The organism is Actinophytocola sediminis (genome assembly GCF_054779715.1).
Window position 1 is genome coordinate 284,817 of sequence record NZ_BAAGXS010000019.1, and the last position, 20,220, is coordinate 305,036.

10 protein-coding genes and 1 pseudogene are annotated in these 20,220 nt (G+C 71.6%); 7 read left to right on the forward strand and 4 right to left on the reverse strand.

Translation table 11 applies throughout. The features are described from left to right. The first annotated feature begins 236 nt into the window (after window positions 1-236). On the forward strand, window positions 237-500 hold the full coding sequence (locus tag ACYVIP_RS13000) for a hypothetical protein (protein WP_460395660.1): 264 nt from the start codon (window positions 237-239) through the stop codon (window positions 498-500). 10 nt (window positions 501-510) lie between these two features. Here ACYVIP_RS13000 and ACYVIP_RS13005 read toward each other — a convergent pair whose 3' ends face one another. Then, complete coding sequence (locus ACYVIP_RS13005) at window positions 511-3,036, reverse strand: FtsX-like permease family protein (protein WP_460395662.1); 2,526 nt, start codon at window positions 3,034-3,036, stop codon at window positions 511-513. A 196-nt stretch (window positions 3,037-3,232) separates the two neighbouring features. Between ACYVIP_RS13005 and ACYVIP_RS13010 the strand changes: the two are divergent. Continuing rightward, a pseudogene (locus ACYVIP_RS13010) lies at window positions 3,233-13,222 on the forward strand (SDR family NAD(P)-dependent oxidoreductase); the annotation flags it as partial. Window positions 13,223-13,224: 2 nt separating this feature from the next. Here ACYVIP_RS13010 and ACYVIP_RS13015 read toward each other — a convergent pair. Next, window positions 13,225-13,881 carry a LuxR C-terminal-related transcriptional regulator gene (locus tag ACYVIP_RS13015; RefSeq protein WP_460395664.1) on the reverse strand — a complete coding sequence of 219 codons (657 nt, stop codon included), beginning with the start codon at window positions 13,879-13,881 and terminating at the stop codon, window positions 13,225-13,227. Continuing rightward, window positions 13,854-15,095, reverse strand: a complete 1,242-nt coding sequence (locus tag ACYVIP_RS13020) for a sensor histidine kinase (RefSeq protein ID WP_460395666.1) — start codon at window positions 15,093-15,095, stop codon at window positions 13,854-13,856. Before ACYVIP_RS13020 ends, ACYVIP_RS13015 begins: the two co-directional genes overlap by 28 nt. Window positions 15,096-15,267: 172 nt before the next feature. Here ACYVIP_RS13020 and ACYVIP_RS13025 point away from each other — a divergent pair, with 172 nt between their 5' ends. From ACYVIP_RS13025 to ACYVIP_RS13035, 3 genes are all read left to right on the forward strand, one after another. Further along, complete coding sequence (locus ACYVIP_RS13025; RefSeq protein ID WP_460395668.1) at window positions 15,268-16,038, forward strand: ABC transporter ATP-binding protein; 771 nt, start codon at window positions 15,268-15,270, stop codon at window positions 16,036-16,038. Beyond that, window positions 16,025-16,783, forward strand: a complete 759-nt coding sequence (locus ACYVIP_RS13030) for a TetR/AcrR family transcriptional regulator (RefSeq protein ID WP_460395670.1) — start codon at window positions 16,025-16,027, stop codon at window positions 16,781-16,783. Before ACYVIP_RS13025 ends, ACYVIP_RS13030 begins: the two co-directional genes overlap by 14 nt. Before the next feature lie 63 nt (window positions 16,784-16,846). Continuing rightward, window positions 16,847-17,998 (forward strand): cytochrome P450, encoded by a 1,152-nt coding sequence (locus tag ACYVIP_RS13035; protein WP_460395672.1) that lies wholly within the window; start codon window positions 16,847-16,849, stop codon window positions 17,996-17,998. Window positions 17,999-18,042: 44 nt separating this feature from the next. On the opposite strand, the gene ACYVIP_RS13040 is transcribed toward ACYVIP_RS13035, so the two are convergent. After that, window positions 18,043-18,225, reverse strand: a complete 183-nt coding sequence (locus ACYVIP_RS13040; protein ID WP_460395674.1) for a hypothetical protein — start codon at window positions 18,223-18,225, stop codon at window positions 18,043-18,045. On the opposite strand from ACYVIP_RS13040, the gene ACYVIP_RS13045 reads away from it, so the two are divergent. Together ACYVIP_RS13045 and ACYVIP_RS13050 are read left to right on the forward strand one after the other, a co-directional pair. After that, complete coding sequence (locus ACYVIP_RS13045) at window positions 18,224-19,180, forward strand: recombinase family protein (RefSeq protein WP_460395676.1); 957 nt, start codon at window positions 18,224-18,226, stop codon at window positions 19,178-19,180. The two genes, ACYVIP_RS13040 and ACYVIP_RS13045, sit on opposite strands and share 2 nt — an antisense overlap. 128 nt (window positions 19,181-19,308) lie before the next feature. Then, the gene (locus ACYVIP_RS13050; RefSeq protein WP_460395678.1) at window positions 19,309-19,884 is read left to right on the forward strand and encodes a hypothetical protein; all 576 of its coding nucleotides are present in this window, start codon (window positions 19,309-19,311) and stop codon (window positions 19,882-19,884) included. The last annotated feature ends 336 nt before the right edge of the window (window positions 19,885-20,220 follow it).

The window sequence follows — 20,220 nt, forward strand, 5'->3', positions numbered from 1 at the left end:
CTGACCTGGCGGAACCTTTCCACAACTCGGCTGCTGTGCCGGAGCGGGGCGTCACCTCAGGTCCTGTCCGTGTGGTGGTTGGTGATCGGAAGTCGGTGCGGCCTCGAGCTTTAGGTGGACGACCTGAGTGGTGAGCGACGCCTCGACGTGCAGAAATACCTGATCGGCCGCTAGCCCGGCGTCCAAGCCTCGTGATGATGGTTGTTGTCGATAACTCGCCGTCCGGGAGGGACACGATGGCCAAATCTGATGAGCGTGAGGACAACCAACCAGTGGAGATACTACTGGAAGTTCATCCGCGCTCGGTTTCCGGTGATCTTTCTCCGCGGGTGGCGGTGCCGGAGGATTTTCGGCGGCGTGCCGCCGAAATCGCCGACAGTGTGGCGCAGGTGGCGGACCGGTTCCGATCCCGGCTCGAGCAGGAGGTTGCCGAGGACCTCGCGGCCGCTACGGCCGCCGAGCTGTTCGACATCCTCGACGGTGAGCTGGACCTGCATTGACCCGCACCGGTCAGTCGACACCGAAGGCCGCCTCGATGGGCCGGGTCCGCATCGTCCGCCACGTGGTGACGAGCGTCGAGGCGAGGGTGACCGCGACGACGAAGCCGACCACTGCGAGGTACAGCCACCACGGGCCCGCCGGCAGCGGACCGTCGTTCTTGACGAGGCTGAACGGCACCAGCGTCACCAGCGCTGCCACGCTCCCGAGCACGACACCGGTGACGGCGGCGACGAGCCCCTCGACCGTCATCATCGACAGCACCTGCTTCCTCGTCGCCCCGGCCAGGCGCAGCAGGCCGAACTCGCGTCGGCGGTGCCCCGTCGCCGCGACCATCGTGTTGACCACGGACAGAGCCGCGTAGCCGATCACGAGGATCACCACCGCGTAGTTGCCGACGCGGAGCATCCGCTCGACGGACGACTGCCCCGCTACGAGCGCGTCCCGACCGGCGACCCACAGCCCCGGCACCGTCCCGCCGGCGCGGGTGATCGCGTCGACGAGCCGCTCCCGGTCCGCGCCCGGCGCGGCACGCACCAGGATCTGCGTCGGCAAACCCGATGTGGTGTGCGGGGCCAGTACGTCCGAGGGCACCACGATCCTGGAGTCCTCGCCGCCGGCGGCGAGGAGCGCGACGACCCGCACCGACATCGTCGTGTTGTCGCCGAGCGTCATGGTGACGGTGTCGCCGAGGCCGACGCCGTGCCGGTCGGCCAGCTCCTTCGGCACCGCCGCGGTGTCACCGCGCAGCGCGGACAGGTCGCCGGCGAGGGGCGTCGCGCCGACGGTCCGCGCGGCCGCCGCGCCGTTCACACCCTGCACCTTCCAACCGCCCACCTGGGAGTCGTCCCGAGGGGAGTCGAGCCGGGCGGTCGCCGTCACGAACTCGGACGCGGCCGCGACGTCGGGCACCTCGCGCACGAGGTCCACGACCCCGGGACCGAATCCGCCGACCGCCGAGCCGACGACCACGTCCGCGTCGAGGTTGTCGCTGTACAACCGCTGGTTCGCGGCATCCTCGGTCTCCTGCAGGTACAGGACACCGGTGGCGATCCCGGTCAGCAGGATCACGGGGGTCACCGCGCCGGCCAGCCGACGGGTCCGCACCCGCGCGTGGGTGACGGCGAGTTCGCCGGTGATTCCGCCCCGGTTCGGCCGGGCGCGGTTGAGCAGGTTGACCACCAGCTTGGTGAAACCAGGCGCGAGCAGCGCGAGCCCGACGGCGAAGAAGATGGACGCCGGCCCCGCGACGCTGACGGTGAACGGGCCGCGCATGACCGCGACCGTGAACACGGCGAGCCCGACACCCCAGAGCAGGAAGAGGATCGCGAACACCAGCCGTGGCCGGGAGAGCCACGGCGGTTCGACCGCGACCTCGACCAGGGCGGTGACGGGCTTGGTCCGCGCGGCGCGCTTGCTCGCGATCGCCGCCGCGCCCACCGCCGCGCCCATGGTCGCCACCACGGCCGCGAGCGCCGGCATGACCCCGCGCTGGAACTCCAGCAGCGGTGACGCGGCGCCGTTGTCGGTGAACACATCGAACAGCAGCCGCCCGAGGAACCCACCCGGCACGACCGCGAGCACGGTGGCGAGCGTGGCCAGGACACCCGTCTCCACAAGGACCATCCGCCGGACCTGCCGCGGGGTGGTGCCGATCGCCCGCAGCAGCGCCACCTCCCGCTGCCGTTGCTGCACCGACAGCGTGATCATGGACACCACGCCGAACAAGGTGGCGAGCAGTGTCCACCCGGCGAACGCGGCGGCCAGGATCTGCAGCCGTCCCGCTCCGGCGCCGACCTCGGGGAACTCGGCGAGCCCGCGCTGGTCGCCGGTGAGCACGACCGCCTGCCGACCGCCGACCGCCGCCGCCGCGCGCTCCGCCAGCTCGTCGACGTCGACGCCGGGTGCGGGAAGCACGCCGATGGCGGTGACCTCGCCGGGATGCGTGGCGAGCCGGCGCGCGTCCGCCCCGGCGAAGAAGATCGCCGGGTGGTCGACCGAGACGCCGGACGGCGCGGCCACACCGCTGACGATGTACGACGCCACCGCGCCCTTCGCGGCCACTTCGACGCTGTCACCCGGCCGCACCCCCGCCTGCGCGGCGACCGTCGAGTCGACGACCACCTCACCCGGCTCCGGCGGCGTACTGCCGGCACTGAGGTCGTAGGGGGCCAGCCGGGCCGAAGTCCAGTCGTGGCCGAGCGAACCCACCGCGACCGGCTGGCCGTCGCTCACCACGGTCGCCGGGAACTGCCGGTAGGGCACGGCGTCGGCGACCCCCTCCAGCGCGGCGACCTCTGCCGTCAGGTCCTCGTCGACGTCCGCCCACTCGGCCACGGTCTCGGAGGCGTTGTCCTGGTTGCCGGCGACCACGATCGGCGCCTCGGCCAGTGCCTGCGGCGCCACCGCGCTCCGCAGGCCCGTCTCCATCAACGTTCCGCAGGCGGTCACCAGTGCCGCGCCGGCGAACAGCGCGAGGAAGCTCGCGATGAAGGCCGTCTTGCGGAAGCGCAGTGTGCGAACTGCGAGCTGCCACATGGTTTTCCCCGTCTCCCCTCGGTTGCCCCGTCCAACCAAAGGGCCTGCGGACGAAGCTAACGACGGTGCCGTGGCGGGCGAAAGGGTACGAGGGTGCCTTGTGGGGGTGGGGAAAACCCCACCCTGCCGGTGTTCGCGCCGAGCAGGGGTGTTGAGGGGTCGCCCCGGGAAGACGGCCGACCGTAGCGTCCGGCGCGTGAGCGACGAGAGAACACTTCTCGAGTACCTCCGGCGCGCGACGGCCGACCTGCGCAGGACCCGCAGGGAACTCGCCGAGGCACGGCAGAGTCCCGCCATGGGCGGGCGGGAGCCGATCGCGATCGTCGGCATCGGCTGCCGGTACCCGGGGGGTGTCACCGGTCTCGAGGACCTGTGGCGGCTCGTCGAGACCGGCACGGACGCGGTCGCCGGCTTCCCCGAGGACCGCGGCTGGGACGTCGCGGAACTGTACGACCCGGAACCCGGCACGCCGGGCCGGTCCTACACGCGCGCGGGTGCGTTCCTCGACGACGCCGCCGGGTTTGACGCGGGCTTCTTCGGCATCTCGCCCCGCGAGGCACTCACCATGGACCCGCAGCAGCGGCTCCTGCTCGAGACGTCGTGGGAGGCGTTCGAGCGGGCCGGGATACCGCCCGCGACGATGCGGGGCAGCGACACCGGCGTGTACGCGGGCCTGATGTACCACGACTACGCGGGCAACGACAGTGCCGGCTCCGTGGTGTCCGGCCGGGTCTCCTACACGTTCGGGCTGGAGGGTCCGTGCGTCACTGTGGACACGGCCTGCTCCTCCTCCCTCGTCGCCGTGCACCTCGCGGTACGTGCCCTGCGGGCGGGGGAGTGCGCACTCGCGCTCGCGGGCGGCGTCGCCGTCATGGCCACCCCCGGCACCTTCGTCGAGTTCAGCAAGCAGCGCGCGTTGTCGGCGGACGGGCGGTGCAAGTCGTTCGCCGCGGCGGCCGACGGCACCGGATGGGGCGAGGGCGCCGGGGTGCTGCTGCTCGAACGGCTGTCGGACGCGCGGCGCCACGGCAGGCGGGTGCTGGCCGTCATCCCTGGCACCGCGACCAACCAGGACGGCGCGTCCAGTGGGCTGACCGCACCCAACGGAATGGCGCAGCAGCGGGTGATCCGGGCGGCGCTCGCGGACGCCGGTCTGTCCACTTCGGACGTCGATGTCGTGGAGGCGCACGGCACCGGGACGACGCTGGGTGACCCGATCGAGGCGCAGGCGTTGCTCGCGAGCTATGGCACGGACCGGCAGTGGCCCTTGTGGCTGGGTTCGATCAAGTCGAACATCGGCCACACTCAGGCGGCGGCCGGTGTCGCCGGCATCATCAAGATGGTGGCCGCGATCCACCACGGCGTCCTGCCCAGGACGCTGCACGTGGACGCGCCGACCCCCAACGTCGACTGGGCCGCGGGCGCCGTCGAGCTGCTGACCGAGCGGCGGGACTGGCCGGTGACCGGCCGGCCGCGCCGCGCGGGCGTCTCGTCCTTCGGGGTGAGCGGCAGCAACGCCCATGTGATCGTCGAGGAGGCGCCGGAACCGGAGCTCGCCGCCGGCGAGGAGCCCGTGCCGGCCGACTTCGCCGGTCCGGTGCCGTGGGTGCTCGCGGCCCGGTCCCCGAGCGCGCTTCGCGACCAGGCGACCCACCTGCTGAACGCGCCCCCGGACCTCTCGGCCGTCGACGTCGGCCACTCCCTTGTCACCACCCGCTCCCTCATGCCACATCGAGCGGTCGTACTCGGCGCGACTGCGGCGGAACTGCGGAACGGGCTGCACGCCGTCGCGGGCACCGGCGAACGCGGGGCGGCCGCCGTCACGACCGGCAGCGTCACGGGCACCGGCCGGGTCGCCTTCGTCTTCCCCGGCCAGGGATCGCAGTGGCAGGGGATGGCGACCCGGTTGCTCGACACCTCGGACGTGTTCGCCGCCAGCATGGCCGCCTGCGCCGACGCACTCGCCCCGCACGTCGACTGGGACCTGCTCGACATCGCTCGGCGCGGCGAGCAAACCGACCTGCCCGTCGATGTCGTGCAACCCCTGCTGTGGGCCGTGCTCGTGTCCATTGCCGAGCTGTGGCGCTCCTTCGGGGTGGTACCCGCCGCGGTCGTCGGCCACTCGCAGGGCGAGGTGGCGGCCGCCTGCGTGGCCGGCGCGCTGTCGCTGGCGGACGGGGCACGCGTCGTCGCGGCACGCAGCCGGCTCATCGCGGTCGGACTCGCCGGCCGTGGCGGCATGATGTCGGTGCCGCTCGGCGAGCGGGAGATCAGGGACCGGCTGGCCGCCCGCGGTGGCGCCGTCACGGTGGCGGCGGTCAACGGGCCGTCCTCGGTCGTCGTGTGCGGGGAGACGGACGAACTCGACGCGTTGTACGACACGCTCACCGGCGAGGACATCCGCGCACGGCGGATAGCGGTCGACTACGCCTCCCACTCCCACCATGTCGAAGCGATCCAGGACGAGCTGGTCGAGGCGCTCGCCGGCCTGAACCCGACCCGAGCGGAGGTCCCGTTCGCGTCGGCGACGACCGGTGGCCTGCTCGACACCAGTGTGATGGACGCGCGCTACTGGTACACCAACCTGCGGAGCACGGTCCGGTTCTCCGACGCCGTCGGCGCGTTGCTGGACGACGGCGTCGACGTCTTCGTCGAGTGCGGCCCGCACCCCTCGATGCGGATCGCGTTGGAGGAGACCTTCGAGGCACGCGGGGTCGCGGCTGCCTATGTCGGGTCGCTGCGCCGCGACGACGGCGGCCCTGACCGCTTCGCCGCCTCGCTCGCCGAGGCGCACGTGCGCGGCGTGTCCGTGGACTGGGCGCCCTGCCTGCGTGGCGGCGCCGTTGTCGACCTGCCGACCTACGCCTTCCAGCACGAACGGTTCTGGCTCGACTCGACCGGCGGTGGCGCCGACGCCGGCGCGTTGGGCCAGGAACCCGCCGACCACCCGTTGCTCGGCGCCGCCGTGGGGGTCGCGGGCAGCGGCGAGATGCTGTTCACGGGACGGCTCACCCGGTCGGGCCAGCCGTGGTTGACCGATCACGCCGTGCTGGGCGCGGTGCTGCTGCCGGGGGCGGCTCTCGTTGACCTGGCACTGCACGCGGGCGCCCGCACCGGCTGCCCCGTGCTGGACGAGCTGACGCTGCGCAACCCCGTGCTCCTGCCCGAGTCGGGTGCGGTGGTGGTGCAGGTGCGGGTCGGTGCGCGCGATGGCGACGGCACCCGCCAGGTGACGGTGTCCTCCCGGCTCGACCGGGACGACACCGGTGCCGCGGAGTGGACGACCAACGCCGAGGGGGTGCTCGCCGCGGACGTCGCACCGCCGACAACGGCCGGTGCCGAGTGGCCGCCCGCCGGCGCGGAGCCCGTGCCCGTCGCGGACGCCTACGAGCGGCTGCGTGAGCGTGGCTACGCGTACGGTCCGGTGTTCCAGGGGCTGCGTGGCGCGTGGCGGCGGGACGGGGAGCTGTTCGCCGAGGTCGCCCTGCCCGCGGCCGCGACGCCGGAGGCGAGCCGGTTCGGCCTCCACCCGGCACTGCTGGACGCCGCGATGCACGCCGGTCTGCTCGCACCGGAACACCACGGCGAGACCATGCTGCCGTTCTCGTGGAGCGGTGTCCGCCTGTACGCCCGAGGTGCCTCCGCGCTGCGGGTGCGGCTGACACCGGCCGGGCGGGACGTGGCTGTCGAACTGGCCGACCAGACGGGCGCGCCCGTGCTGTCCGTAACGGCCCTCTCGGCCAGGCCCGTGCGTGCGGACCAGTTGGCGGCGGGCGTCGCCCAGGCGTTGTACACGGTGGCCTGGCGGCCGCTGCCCACTACCGACGCCTCGGCCGAGGAGCCGGTGCCGATCACGGCCGTGCCGGCGGATGGCCCGGTACCCGCTGCCGCGCTGTACGAGTGCGTGCCACCGGATGGCCCGGTGCCGGCGAGCACGCACGCCAGTGTGCACAGCACGCTGGCCGCCGTCCTGGACTGGTTGGCGGACCCCAGGTTCACCAACGCCCGGCTCGTCGTCCTGACGAGGAACGCGGTGGCGACCGGCGCGCCGGACCTCGCGCCCGACCTCGCGGCGGCCCCGGTGTGGGGTCTCGTCCGTGCCGCGCAGGCAGAGCACCCTGACCGGCTCGTGCTCATCGACACGGACACCGACGACGTTCCCGCGCTCGGCGCGGTGCTGGCGGCCGGTGTGCCGGAGGCCGCAGTGCGTGCGGGTGCGGTGCTCCTGCCCCGGCTCGTACGGGCCGACTTGTCGGCCGAGCCGCCGGCGGCACTCGATCCGGACGGCATCGTGCTCGTGACGGGCGGCACGGGTGGTCTCGGCGCGGTGGCGGCGCGACGGTTGGTCGCCCAGCACGGTGTGCGCCGCCTCCTCCTGGCGAGCCGGCGCGGACCGGAGGCGCCGGGTGCCGCGGAGCTGGTCGAGGAGCTGACCACGGCCGGTGCCGAAGTGACGGTCGCCGCGTGCGACGTCGGTGACCGGGACGCCGTGGCCGACCTGCTCGCGGACCTCCCGGCCCGGCTGACCGCGGTCGTGCACACCGCGGGCGTGCTCGCGGACGGGGTGCTGCACACCCTCGACGCCGACCGGGTCGCCGCCGTGTTCGGTCCGAAGGCCGACGCAGCGTGGCACCTCCACGAGCTGACCGAGCACATGGGACTCGACCGGTTCGTCGTCTTCTCGTCGGTCGCCGGCACACTCGGTTCGCCCGGGCAGGCGAACTACGCGGCGGCAAACGTGTTCCTGGACGCGCTTGTCGCATACCGCCGGGCGCGTGGGCTGCCGGCGTCCTCGTGGGCGTGGGGCCTGTGGGACGGGCCGGGAATGGGCGCTGGACTGTCTGAAGTGGACGTGCGGAGGATGCGCCGGGAGGGGATGCCGGCGATGTCGGTCGAGCAGGGCGGTGCGCTGCTCGACGCGGCGATGGCGGCCGGCGAGCCGTTCCTCGCACTCGTCCCGCTCGACCTGCCCGCGTTGCGGATGCGGGGCGACGTGCCGCCCCTGCTGCGGGAGCTCGTGCCAGCGACGGTGCCGGCAAGCGGTGCCGAGCCCGGCGCGCGATGGGCCACGGCGACCGAGGACGAGCTCGTCGACCTCGTGCGTGGCGCGGTCGCCGAGGTCCTCGGGCACCCGTCCGGCACCGCCGTCGACCCGGCGCGACCGTTCGCGGAGCTGGGCTTCGACTCGCTGATCTCGCTCGAGCTGCGGAATCGCCTGCAGTCGGCCACCGGTCTGCGGCTGCCGGCCACGCTCGTGTTCGACCACCCCACCACGGCCGCCGTCGCCCGCCACCTCGGCGGTCGCATCTCGGGCGAGCGCCGATCCGCCGCGCCGGTTGTGGTGCGTGAGCACGACGACGAACCGGTCGCGATCGTCGCGATGGCCTGCCGGTACCCGGGCGACGTCGGCTCGCCGGACGACCTGTGGCGCCTGGTGTCCGGCGGCGTCGACGCGGTCGGCGGGTTCCCCACCGACCGCGGCTGGGACGTGGCCGCGGTGTACGACCCCCGGCCGGGCACGCCCGGCAGGACCTACACGAAGCGGGGCGGTTTCCTCGCCGACGCCGCGGGTTTCGACGCCGGGTTCTTCTCGATCAGCCCGCACGACGCGCCGACGGTCGACCCGCAGGAGCGGCTGTTGCTTGAGACGTCGTGGGAGCTGTTCGAGCTGGCCGGCGTCGATCCCGGCACCCTCGCCGGCTCCCGGACCGGGGTGTACGTCGGCACCATGTACCACGACTACCCGCTCAACAGCTCGACCGGATCGGTCGCGTCCGGCCGTCTCGCCTACCACTACGGGCTCGAGGGACCCGCGCTGACGGTGGACACCGCGTGCTCGTCGTCGCTCGTGGCGCTTCACCTCGCGGTCCGTGCGCTGCGGTCGGGTGAGTGCTCACTCGCGCTGGCCGGCGGCGCGACGGTGATGGCGACACCCGAGATGCTCATCGAGTTCAGCCGCCAGCGCGGGCTCTCGCCGGACGGGCGGTGCAAGTCGTTCGCGGACACCGCCGACGGCACCGGGTTCGCGGAAGGCGTGGGGTTGCTGCTGGTGGAGCGGTTGTCGGACGCGCGGCGCAACGGTCATCGGGTGTTGGGGTTGGTGCGTGGTTCGGCGGTGAACTCCGATGGCGCGTCGAACGGGTTGACAGCGCCGAACGGTCCGTCGCAGGAGCGGGTGATCCGCCAGGCGCTGGCCGACGCTCGGTTGTCCACTTCGGACGTGGACGTGGTCGAGGCGCACGGCACGGGTACCCGGTTGGGCGATCCCATTGAGGCGCAGGCGTTACTGGCCACGTACGGGCAGGATCGGGACCGTCCACTGTGGCTGGGTTCGGTCAAGTCGAACCTGGGGCATACGCAGGCCGCTGCCGGTGTCGCCGGTGTGATCAAAATGGTCGAGGCGATGCGGCACGGTGTGGTGCCGAGGACGTTGCACGTGGATGAGCCATCGTCCGAAGTGGACTGGGGCTCGGGTGCGGTGGAGCTGCTGACCGAGTCACGTTCGTGGCCGGAGGTGGGGCGGCCGCGGCGGGTCGGGGTGTCGTCGTTCGGGATCAGTGGCACCAACGCGCACGTCATCCTCGAGCAGGCGCCGGCCGAGCCCGCGCAGGACGAGTGCGGCGGCGACCCGGCGCCAGGGCTCGTGCCGTGGGTGCTGTCGGCGGCGACGCCCGATGCGCTGCCGGCACAGGCGGCACGCCTGCGGACCTTCCTCGACGTGCGGCCGGAACTGCCGGCGGCGGACGTCGGCCGGTCGCTGGCCGCCACCCGTGCCGCGCTCCGGTGTCGGACCGTGCTGGTCGGGCGTGACCGTGACGAACTGGTCGCGCAACTGGCCGGCGTGGTCGCCGAGACACCGCCGTCGCACGGCCGTACCGCCTTCCTGTTAACCGGCCAGGGCGCCCAGCGGCGTGGTATGGGGCGGGAGTTGTACTCGGTGTTTCCTGCGTTCGCCTCCGCGTTCGACGAGGTGGTCGCCGAGCTGGATGTCCATTTGGGACGCTCGGTGCGTGATGTCGTGTGGGATGACGAGTCGGATTTGGTGCACCGCACGGAGTTCGCCCAGCCCGGCTTGTTCGCTGTCGAGGTGGCGTTGTTCCGGCTGTTGGAGTCGTGGGGTGTGCGGCCGGATTTCGTAGCCGGACACTCAGTGGGCGAGATCGGCGCCGCGCATGTGGCCGGGGTGCTGTCGCTGGCCGACGCGGCTCGGTTGGTGGTGGCGCGGGGTCGGCTGATGCAGGCGTTGCCGTCCGGTGGGGCGATGGTCGCCGTGGTGGCCACGGAAGAGGAACTCGTGCTGCCGGCGAGTGTTTCCGTCGCCGCGGTGAACGGCCCGTCGTCGGTGGTGATCTCGGGTCCGGAGGCGGACGTGCTCGCGGCGGCCGCCGGGTGCCGGAAGTGGCGCCGGCTTGAGATCTCCCACGCGTTCCACTCGGCGTTGATGGATCCGATGCTGGACGAGTTCGCCACGGTGGTGGCCGAACTGGAGTTCGCCGAGCCGAGGATTCCTGTGGTGTCCACTGTGGCAGGTTCGGTCACCGACGAGCTGACGTCACCCCCGTACTGGGTCCGCCAGGTCCGCGACACCGTTCGCTTCGCCGACGCCGTGCGGTACCTCGAGACGCGGGGCGTGACCACCTTCGTGGAGATCGGTCCGGACGCGATCCTGTCGACTCCGGGACAGTCATGCGTGACGGACGCCGCCTTCGTGCCCCTCCAGCGCCGCGACCGGGACGAGGCACGCGAACTGCTCACCGCTCTGGGTGCCGCTCACGCGCGGGGCGTCACCGTCGACTGGTCCGCCTGCTTCACCGGCGCACCCGCGGTCGTCGTGGACCTGCCGACCTACGCCTTCCAGCACACGCGGTACTGGCTCGACGGCCGCCAGGACGCCGACGTCCGGGGCGCCGGCCAGGACCGGGAAGACCATCCGGTGCTCGGCGCGCTGGTCGAACTGCCCGACACCGGGGGAGTCGTGTTCACCGGTCGCCTCGGCGCGACCACGCATCCGTGGCTCGCCGCCAACGACCTGCTCGGCGCACTGGTCGCGCCCGGCGGCCTGCTGGTGGAGCTGGCCGCGCACGCGGGAGAACGCGTCGGCGCCGGTGTGCTGCGTGAGCTGACCGTCGCGGTCCCCGTGGTACTGCCGAGGGATGGCGACCTGTCGATCCGGGTCGCCCTCGGCCCGCCGGAAGACGGCGCCAGGACCGTCCACATCCACACCAGGAGCGACCGCCGGTGGACCGAGCACGCCACGGGTGTGGTCACGCCCATGGACGTCCTGCCGGCCGCCGAGACATCCACCTCGCTCGGAACGCCACTGGACGTCGAGGACGTCTACCGCCGTCTGCTGGCCGCCGGGCAAGCCGTCGGCCCGGCGGCCAGCATGCTCCGGTCGGCCTGGCGGCACGGCGACGAGCTGGTCGCGGACGTCGCGCTGGACGAGGACACCGCACCCGACCGGTACGCCGTTCTCACGGCCGCCGTCCAGCTACTCGGCGCGGATGCCACGGCGCCGGTCGACGCGGGCGCCGTCACCGGGCTCGTCCGCCACCGGCCCGCTGGAGCGACGGCACGTATCCGCATCTCCCCGGCCGGACCGGACAGCGTGCGGGTGACGGTCGCCGACCCCACCGGCGAGCCGGTCCTGACCCTCGCGGCACTCACGCTCAGCCCCGTCGACACGTCCTCGCTGGCAGGCGGCGGTGAGCTGCTGGCGCTGCGTTGGCGGCCGACCAGGGCACCGGTCGCCGACCCCGTCGACTACGAGGTGTGGCATGCGCCCGACGATGCCGACGCCGCCGAGCAGTGCGAGAAGGCACTGACGTCGTGGCTCGGCCACGGCACGACCCGCCCGCTCGTCGTCCGCACCGGGAGCGACGACCGCACCGCTTCGGCGGTCGCCGGCGTGGTGCGCGCCCTCCAGGCCGCCCATCCCGACCGGTTCGTGCTCGCCCACACGTCCGAGGCCGGCGACGCCCTCCCCTGGGCCGTGGCATCGGGCGCCGCCGAGTTCGCACTCCGGCCCGACGGCATGCTGCTCCCCGTCCTGGAACGGGTCACCGCGGACGCGAGCCCGCTACCGCCGGGCACGGTCGTCCTGACCGGCGACCACGGCGCGGTCGCGCGACAGCTCGTGCACACCCATGGCGCCACGTCCCTGCTGCTCGTCGGCGATGGCGTGATGTCACTCGACCTCACGGATCTCGGGGTCGAGGTCCGTGTCGTCGACCGTGATCCGGCGGCGCCCGGCGTGCTGGAGCAGGTGTTCAGCGAACTGGCCGGTCCCCTCGCCGCCGTCTACCACGTGGCGGCCCCGGACCACCTCGACGTCGCGTGGCGTCTCCACCTGCTCACGACCGACGCCGAGCACGCCGCGTTCGTGCTGGTCGCCACCGGTGTTCCGGCGAAGGACGCCGCGGCACTCGGGGCCATCGCCCGGCACCGGCGGTCGCTCGGCCTGCCCGCCAGCACGCTTTCCGCCGCCCCGTGGGAAACCGGCGTCACCGCGCTGTCGCCCGCCGAAGCGGTCGCCACGACCGGGCCCTTCGGGACGGACGCGGAGGTGTTCCCGGTCCGGCTCGACTACGCCGTGCTCCGTGCCGGCGCCGACGACCTGCCGGGCCCACTGCACGACCTGGCCGGGCTGCCGGCAACCGGCGTCGCTACGTCCGGCGACGAGTTCGTGACCACGATCCGCGGCCTCGACGACGCCGGCCGGCGGCGAGCCGTGCTCGAGCTGGTGCGTGCGGAGGTCGCAGCCGTGCTCGGCCACGACTCCGCCGGGGCGGTCGAGCCCGACCGTGCCCTGTCGGAACTGGGCTTCGACTCCTTCGCGGCCGTCGAGCTGCGCAGGCGGCTGAGCGCCTCGACCGGCCTGGCGTTGCCCGCCACCCTGGTGTTCGACCACCCGACCGCCCACGCCGCCGCCGAGTACCTGCTGAGCGAGCTGACCGCTGCCGGCACGGCCGCGGTGGGATCGGTGCTCGGCGAGGTGGACCGGCTGGCCGGCGCGCTGTCGGACTGGACGCCGGACGATGGCGACCACGCGACGATCGCCTTACGACTCGAGGCGCTGCTGCGCATGTGGCGGGACCGGGCCGCACCGGAGGAGCGCGGGGATGACGTCGCCGGCGTCTCGGACGAGGAGCTGTTCGACATCCTGGACAGCGAGCTGGGCGCGTGACCTCACGCGGCCGGGCCGGCGTCGAGGTAGGCGAGGACCGCGAGCACCCTGCGGTTGTCGTCCGGCGAGGGCGGCAGATCGAGCTTCGCGAAGAGGTTGTTGGTGTGCTTGCCGACCGCCTTCTCGGTGACGTACAAGTGTGCGGCGATGGCGGCGTTCGACCGGCCTTCCGCCATGAGGCCGAGCACCTCCCGTTCCCGTGCGGTGAGCCGGTCCAGGGGCGCGGTTCGAGCGCTCGCGGTCAGCAGTTGGGACACGACCTCCGGGTCCATCACCGTGCCGCCGGTCGCGACGTTGCGCACCGCGTCGACGAACGCGTCGACGTCGACGACCCGATCCTTGAGCAGGTAGCCGATCGCGCCTCTGCCGTCGGACAACAGTTCGCGTGCGTAGAGCTGCTCGACGTACTGCGAGAGCACCAGCACCGGCAGACCGGGGATCCTGGCGCGGGCCGCGATGGCGGCGCGCAGCCCCTCGTCGGTGTTGGTCGGCGGGAGCCGGACGTCGACGACGGCGACGTCCGGGCTGTGGTCGACCAGGGCGGTGAGCAGGTCCGGTCCGTTGTCGACGGCGGACACAACCTCGAAACCATGTGCGGACAGCAGCCGGATCAACCCGTCCCTCAACAGGGTCAGGTCTTCTCCGAGGACGACGCGCACGGCACCTCCATGGTTACGGTGGTCGGCCCGCCGGGTGGGCTCGAGATCGTCATTGTGCCGTCGAACGCCGCCAGCCGCCGTCGAATCCCGTGCAGGCCGCCGCCCTCGGTGTCCACCGCGCCGCCCCGTCCGTCGTCACCGACGACCACCACGGCGGCGCCGCCCCGCTGGGTGAGGGTGAGCCACGCCGTGGTCGCCTCGCTGTGTTTCCCGAGGTTCGCGACCGCTTCGGCCACCGCGAAGTACAGGGCCGACTCGACTGGTGTCGGCAGCCGGCCGGGCAGGTCGACGGTGGTGCGCACCGGGATCGCGCTCGACAGAGCCAACGCCTCGACCGCGCCGGCGAGGCCACGGTCCGCGAGCACGGGCGGGTGGATGCCCCTGGCGAGGTCACGCAGTTCGGCGAGCGCGGTGGCGTTGGTCTTCGCCGCCTCGGCGAGCAGCGCCGCCGCGGCCGAGGGATCGCGGCTGATCAGCTTCTCGGCCATCCCGAGGCTCATGCCGAGTGACACCAGCCTCGCCTGTGCCCCGTCGTGCAGGTCACGTTCGATCCGGCGGAGCTCAGCGGCCTGCGTGTCGAGCGCCTCGGCGCGCGACTCGGTGAGCTCGGTGACCCGGCGATCCAACACGGCTCGCGTGGTGGGGCCGAGGAACCAGCGGGTGAGCCGGGCGTGCAGTCGGAGGAGCGGGCGGCCGGCGGCGGCGAACGCCACGACAGCGGCCGCGGCCGGCAGCAGTCCCAGGAACGAGGTGGGCAGGTCGTGGATCGTGAACACGCCGTAGTTCAGCGACATGGTGCCGCCGGCGAGGAAGATGACGGGGAGCGTGAGATGCCACAGGACGTTCAGCACGAAGGCCACCGGCAGGAGCGCGATCGTGAACCCGACGGTCGTGTTGAACGGCAGCCAGGCGAAGTCGCGCCAGGTGGCCGGGTCGCCGGCCACCGCACGGAACCTCGGCAGCCACCCGGTTGCCCGCACCACCCGGTAGGGGCGGGCAACCGGGTCGCCGGTGAACGCGCCGACCCACCCGCGATAGCGGTCGGCGTACCACCGCACGGCACCGAACGCCTTGAGCGACAACGGAAAGCCAAAGGTGAGGGTGAGCAGCGACAGCGCGAGGACGGTGGCGGACCACAGCAGCATGCCTGGTACGGCCGCGAAGCTCACGGCCAGGCTGGTCAGCACGAGGCGAACCGGCGGTGGCAAGGCCATCACTCCTTCGGCGGCCCGGGTGGGCCAGTCCTATTATCGGTGGCCTCCGCCGCCCTGCCACTGGTGCTGGCCTGCCGCCGGAAGGTAGGCAAAACCCCACCATCGATCCACGGCCTGAACCCATGTGACGGGCCGGCGCGCCCGGTTAGCGTCTGCTGACATGACGTCGACGATGACAGACGCAGCGGTGGCCCTGACCGAGGTCGAGAAGGTCTACGGTACGGGGCCTGGTCGAGTGACGGCGCTCGCCGGGGTCACCATCGCTTTCGAGCGGGGCAGCTTCATCGCGGTGATGGGCCCGTCAGGGTCGGGCAAGAGCACCTTCTTACACTGCGCGGCCGGACTCGACGCGCCGACGTCGGGCTCGGTGGTCCTCGACGGCCTGGAGCTCGCCGGTCTCGACGAGGACTCGCTCACGAGGTTGCGCAGGGATCGGGTGGGGTTCGTGTTCCAGAGCATGAACCTGTTGCCGGCGTTGACGGTCGAGCAGAACATCGGGCTCCCCATGAGGCTGGCCGGCGGCCGGCCGAACCGCGTGCTCGTCGAGGAGATCGCCGGGCGCGTCGGGCTGGCGAACCGGCTCGGCCACCGTCCCAGCGAACTGTCCGGGGGACAGCAGCAGCGCGTCGCGATCGCCCGGGCGCTGGTCACCAGCCCCGCGGTGATCTTCGCGGACGAGCCGACCGGCTCCCTCGACACGCGGAGCGCGGCCGAGGTACTGGCGCTGCTGAGCGAGGCGGTTCGGGACGGCGAACAGTCGATCATCATGGTGACCCATGACCCGGTCGCGGCGTCGCACGCGGACCGCTGCTACTTCATGGCGGACGGCGACTTCGTCGGCGAGTTGGCGAACCCGACGGCGAAGGCGGTGGCCGAACGCATGACCAATCTGGGGGCGTGGGCGAACACGACGCACAAGAGGGACGCGCGTGACACCGGATGAGAACGACACGCTGGCCGACCTGCCTGCCAGCTTCGCGGTGGCCTGGGGCCTTGGCACAAGTCCTGCCAAGGGACCGAAGCCGGGGCTGAACCTCGACGGCATCGTCCAGGCCGGGCTACGGGTGGCCACGGAGGACGGTCTCGCGGCAGTGTCGATGAGCCGGGTGGCGAGCGAGTTGGGCACGTCCGCCATGTCGTTGTACCGCTACGTGACGGCGAAGGACGAGCTCCTCGCGCTGATGGTCGACGCGGCACTCGGTGATGTGGAGGAGACCGCGGCCGGGGACGGCTGGCGCCCGGGCCTGGAGCGCTGGGCGTGGTCCGCGCTGACCGCGTACCGCCACCACCCGTGGGCACTGCAGATACCGGTCAAGGGTCCACCCCTCACCCCGAACTCGATCGCCTTCCTGGAACAGGGCCTCCGTTGCCTGGCCGGCACCCCGCTGGCGCCGGGCGAGAAGATGGGGACCGTCCTCACGACCATGAGCTACACCCGCGCCTGGGCGGTGCTCAGTAACCAGCTCGAGGCGGCACATCCACCAGGTGCCCGACCGCTGCCGGAGGCTCTGACCGCCTACGCCAACACCCTTCGCGCCCTGACCGACCCGATCCACTTCCCGGCCCTGCACGAGGTCCTGGCGGCGAACGTGTTCGAAGAGGACGAGCACGACCCGGACTGGGATTTCAGGTTCGGCCTAGCGCGACTTCTCGACGGTTTCGCCGCGCTGATCGAACAACGTAGCTGACTCGCGAACTCCGGGAAGCGGGGATGCTCGAAAGAACCCCGATGCATTTACGGAAGGAATCTGATGACCGACACGCTGCCCACCACTCGCACCTGCCCGTTCGACCCGCCGCCATCGATTCAGGAGTGGGCGCTGGCGCGGCCGATCAGCCCGCTGCGGTATCCGGACGGCTCGACCGGGTGGCTGGTCACCGGCTACACGGCCGCCCGGCAGGTGCTGTCCGACGCGCGGTTCAGCTCTCGGCTCGACGTGGCGCTCTCGCCGATCCGCGGCCGGCAGAACAGTCTGCCAGGCGCGTTCGCGTTCATGGACCCACCGGAGCACACCCGGTACCGCAAGCTGCTGACCGGCCAGTTCACCGTGCGGCGCATGCGGCTGCTGGAGCCGATGATCGCCGCCAGGATCGACGAGGTGCTGTCGTCGCTGACCTCCCCGGCCGACCTGGTGCGCGGGTTCGCGCTGCCCGTGGCGTCGGGGGTGATCTGCGATCTGCTCGGCGTGCCGTACGCCAACCGCGAGGCGTTCAAGCAGCAGACCCACGACACGGTCGACCCGGAGCGGTCGGAGGACGAACGGAACGCGGCCGGCGGGGCGATGTACGTCATGTTGGCGGAGTTGGTGCGTGCCAAGCGGGCGCAGCCGGCCGACGACCTGCTGAGTGGTCTCATGGAGTCGGATCTGTCGGACGAGGAGATCACCGGCATCGGCCTGATACTGTTGTTCGCCGGCCACGAGACGTCCGCGAACATGCTGGCGCTCGGGACGTTCGCGCTGCTGGAACACCCGGCGCAGTTGGCCGCGCTGCGTTCGTCGCCGGATATGGTGGACGGCGCGGTGGAGGAGCTGCTGCGGTACCTGTCGATCGCGCAGTACGAGGTGAACCGGGGAGCGCTCGAGGACGTGGAGGTGGCGGGTCAGCTGGTCCGCGCAGGCGAGAGCCTGCTGGTCTCGCTCCCGATGGCCAACCGCGACCCGGCGCGGTTCTCCTCTCCGGGCGAGCTGGACATCTCCCGCCCGAGCGGCGGTCACCTCGCGTTCGGGCACGGCCTGCACCAGTGCCTGGGTCAGCAACTGGCGCGCATCGAACTGCGGCTCGGCTTCACGGCGCTACTGGCGCGGTTCCCTCATCTACGGCTGGCCATCCCGGCGGCGGAGGTCCCACTGAACACGGGGAGAGGCATCTACGGCGTGGCGGAACTACCAGTCACCTGGTAACCCGCGAGTCGCTCGCTGTCCAAACGGTACGACTCGCGGGCTGGTCAGGTCTCGCGGATCGCGGCCTCCACCTGGCCTACTCGGTCGGCCAGGTGGCCCATCGCGCCGATGGCTCGGGTCATCGGGTCGTCCTCGGCGCCGCGGAGGGCTCGTTCGCGGAGGAAGGCCTGCTTTACCGCGGTCCAGCGATCCGCCTGAGATCCGTGGGCGACGCTCGACGAGATCATGGGTGTCCAGGTCGTAGACACGATTGACGACGCGATCGGTCAGCTCGCCTTCTTCGGCCGGTGTTCGACGGAGGACAACCAGGACCCGACGACCTCTCGGGCGTGGCAGATCGCCAACGCCAGGAACGTGGTCGAGCCACGTGGCGGAGAGATCATCGCCGAGTTCTTCGACATCGGGTACTCGCGGTCAGTGCCCTGGGAGCGGCGGCCTGAGTCGGCAGAGTTGCTCGCGGCGCTGAAGCGGCCGGACCGTGGTTGGTCCGGCGTGGTGGTCGGTGAGGGCACCCGGTGTTGGTACGGAAACCAGTTCTCGTTGATCGCGCCGAAGTTCGCCGCGTACGGAGTGGACCTGTGGGTGCCGGAACTCGGCGGGAAGTTCGACCCGCGGAATCCTTCGCACAAGATGCTCATGAGCCAGCTCGGCGCCATGAGCGAGTCGGAGCGTCGGCATGTGCAGTCTAGGGTCCGGGCTGCGATGGACGCTCAGTTGGTCAACGAAGGGCGGCACCAGGGCGGACGGGCGCCGTTCGGGTACGTCACTGTGGACGGCGGACCCACCCCGAATCCACGCAAGGCGGCAGAGGGTTACCGGCTGCGGATGCTGGCGCTCGACGAGTCGGCGGCCGAGGTGGTGCGGCGGATCTTCGACGAGTACCTGAATGGCAAGGGCGATCGGGCGATAGCCAACGGGCTCAATCGGGACGGCATCTCGTGCCCGTCCGCGCGTCGGCCGGAGCAGAACACACATCGGTTGGCGGATGGGTGGCAGGGAAGCACGTGCCGGGCGATCTTGGAGAACCCTCGCTACACGGGTTACGCGGTCTTCGGGCGGTGGACCAAGCACGAGGTGTTGGTGGACCCGGAGGCCGGCGCACCCGGCGATCGTGGACGTCGAGACGTTCACGGATGTGCAGCTTCGACGCCGGGCAAAAGCGGCCGGCGGGCTGGCGGGTAGCAGGAAGTTGGAGCGCGGGCCGAAGAAGAGGACCAAGCGCGTCTATGCGTTGCGCGGGCAAGTCCGCTGCGGGTACTGCCAACGCCGGATGGAGGGAACGCTCCGGGAAGACCGGATCTACTACTCTGGTGCCGGGCTCGCCGTTGCTCGCGTCGCACCCGAAGAACGTGTACCTGCCTGAGCGCGCCGTGTTGGACGCGTTGAACACGTGGATGGGGATGACGTTCGCGCCGGAGAACCGCGACCACACGGTTTCCGAACTGCTGAGGTCGATGGGTGCGTCCACAACGGAGTCAGGAAAGGCAGTCCAGGCTAAAAAACGTGCTGCCGAGGCCAGCACCAAGCTGCGGCGGCTCCAGGAAGCGATCACCGCTGGCGCCAACCCGGTGGCGCTCGTGGACGCAATCAACACGGCACAAGCCGAGTTGGAAGCCGCCACGGCTGAGCAGGCCCGAACGCCGGAAGCGAAGACGATCAGTCGGGCGGAGGTCTACGCGCTGCTCGACTATCACGGCGACGTCGGCGCCGCTCTGAGGAGAGAAGATCCGGCCGAACTCCAGCGGCTCTACGAGGCGCTTGACTTGGAGTTGATCTACCGGCAGGAGGCCAAGGTCATCGACGGGACCATTCGGCCTGGTAGGGATAGTGAACGTGTCCGAGGACGGAGTTGCACATTATTCACCCGTTGTCATCTCGATCGGTGAGGTAGTGGCGAGTCTCCTGACGTGTGCGGCATCTCACCGACGGTCTTGCAGCTTCTCGTCTTCCCGAGTTAGGCAAGCTGCGTGGGTCGACTGGACTGGCATCGTCCGACATGAACGCTTCGATGTTGCCCTGTACCGGATGAGAGGCCGGGCAGTCACTGTGAGGAGGCGAGCGATCGCTCGGTAGCCGCTACCCGGTTCGGACGTTAGGCGCCGAGTAGATGGCGCGGTGCTCTAATGGCGACTGGCCTGGCCGACGTCATGGCAGAGCTGGCTGCACGAGAGGAGTGAAATGTCACAGGGGTCTGCTGCACGAGTAGGTGACATCTGAGTTGG

Excerpts from the sequence above, each read along its gene's own strand:
- ACYVIP_RS13000 (WP_460395660.1), top strand. The coding sequence starts at position 237 with ATGGCCAAATCTGATGAGCGTGAGGACAACCAACCAGTGGAGATACTA.
- ACYVIP_RS13005 (WP_460395662.1), bottom strand. The coding sequence starts at position 3,036 with ATGTGGCAGCTCGCAGTTCGCACACTGCGCTTCCGCAAGACGGCCTTC.
- ACYVIP_RS13020 (WP_460395666.1), bottom strand. The coding sequence starts at position 15,095 with ATGGCCTTGCCACCGCCGGTTCGCCTCGTGCTGACCAGCCTGGCCGTG.
- ACYVIP_RS13025 (WP_460395668.1), top strand. The coding sequence starts at position 15,268 with ATGACAGACGCAGCGGTGGCCCTGACCGAGGTCGAGAAGGTCTACGGT.
- ACYVIP_RS13035 (WP_460395672.1), top strand. The coding sequence starts at position 16,847 with ATGACCGACACGCTGCCCACCACTCGCACCTGCCCGTTCGACCCGCCG.
- ACYVIP_RS13045 (WP_460395676.1), top strand. The coding sequence starts at position 18,224 with ATGGGTGTCCAGGTCGTAGACACGATTGACGACGCGATCGGTCAGCTC.
- ACYVIP_RS13040 (WP_460395674.1), bottom strand. The coding sequence starts at position 18,225 with ATGATCTCGTCGAGCGTCGCCCACGGATCTCAGGCGGATCGCTGGACC.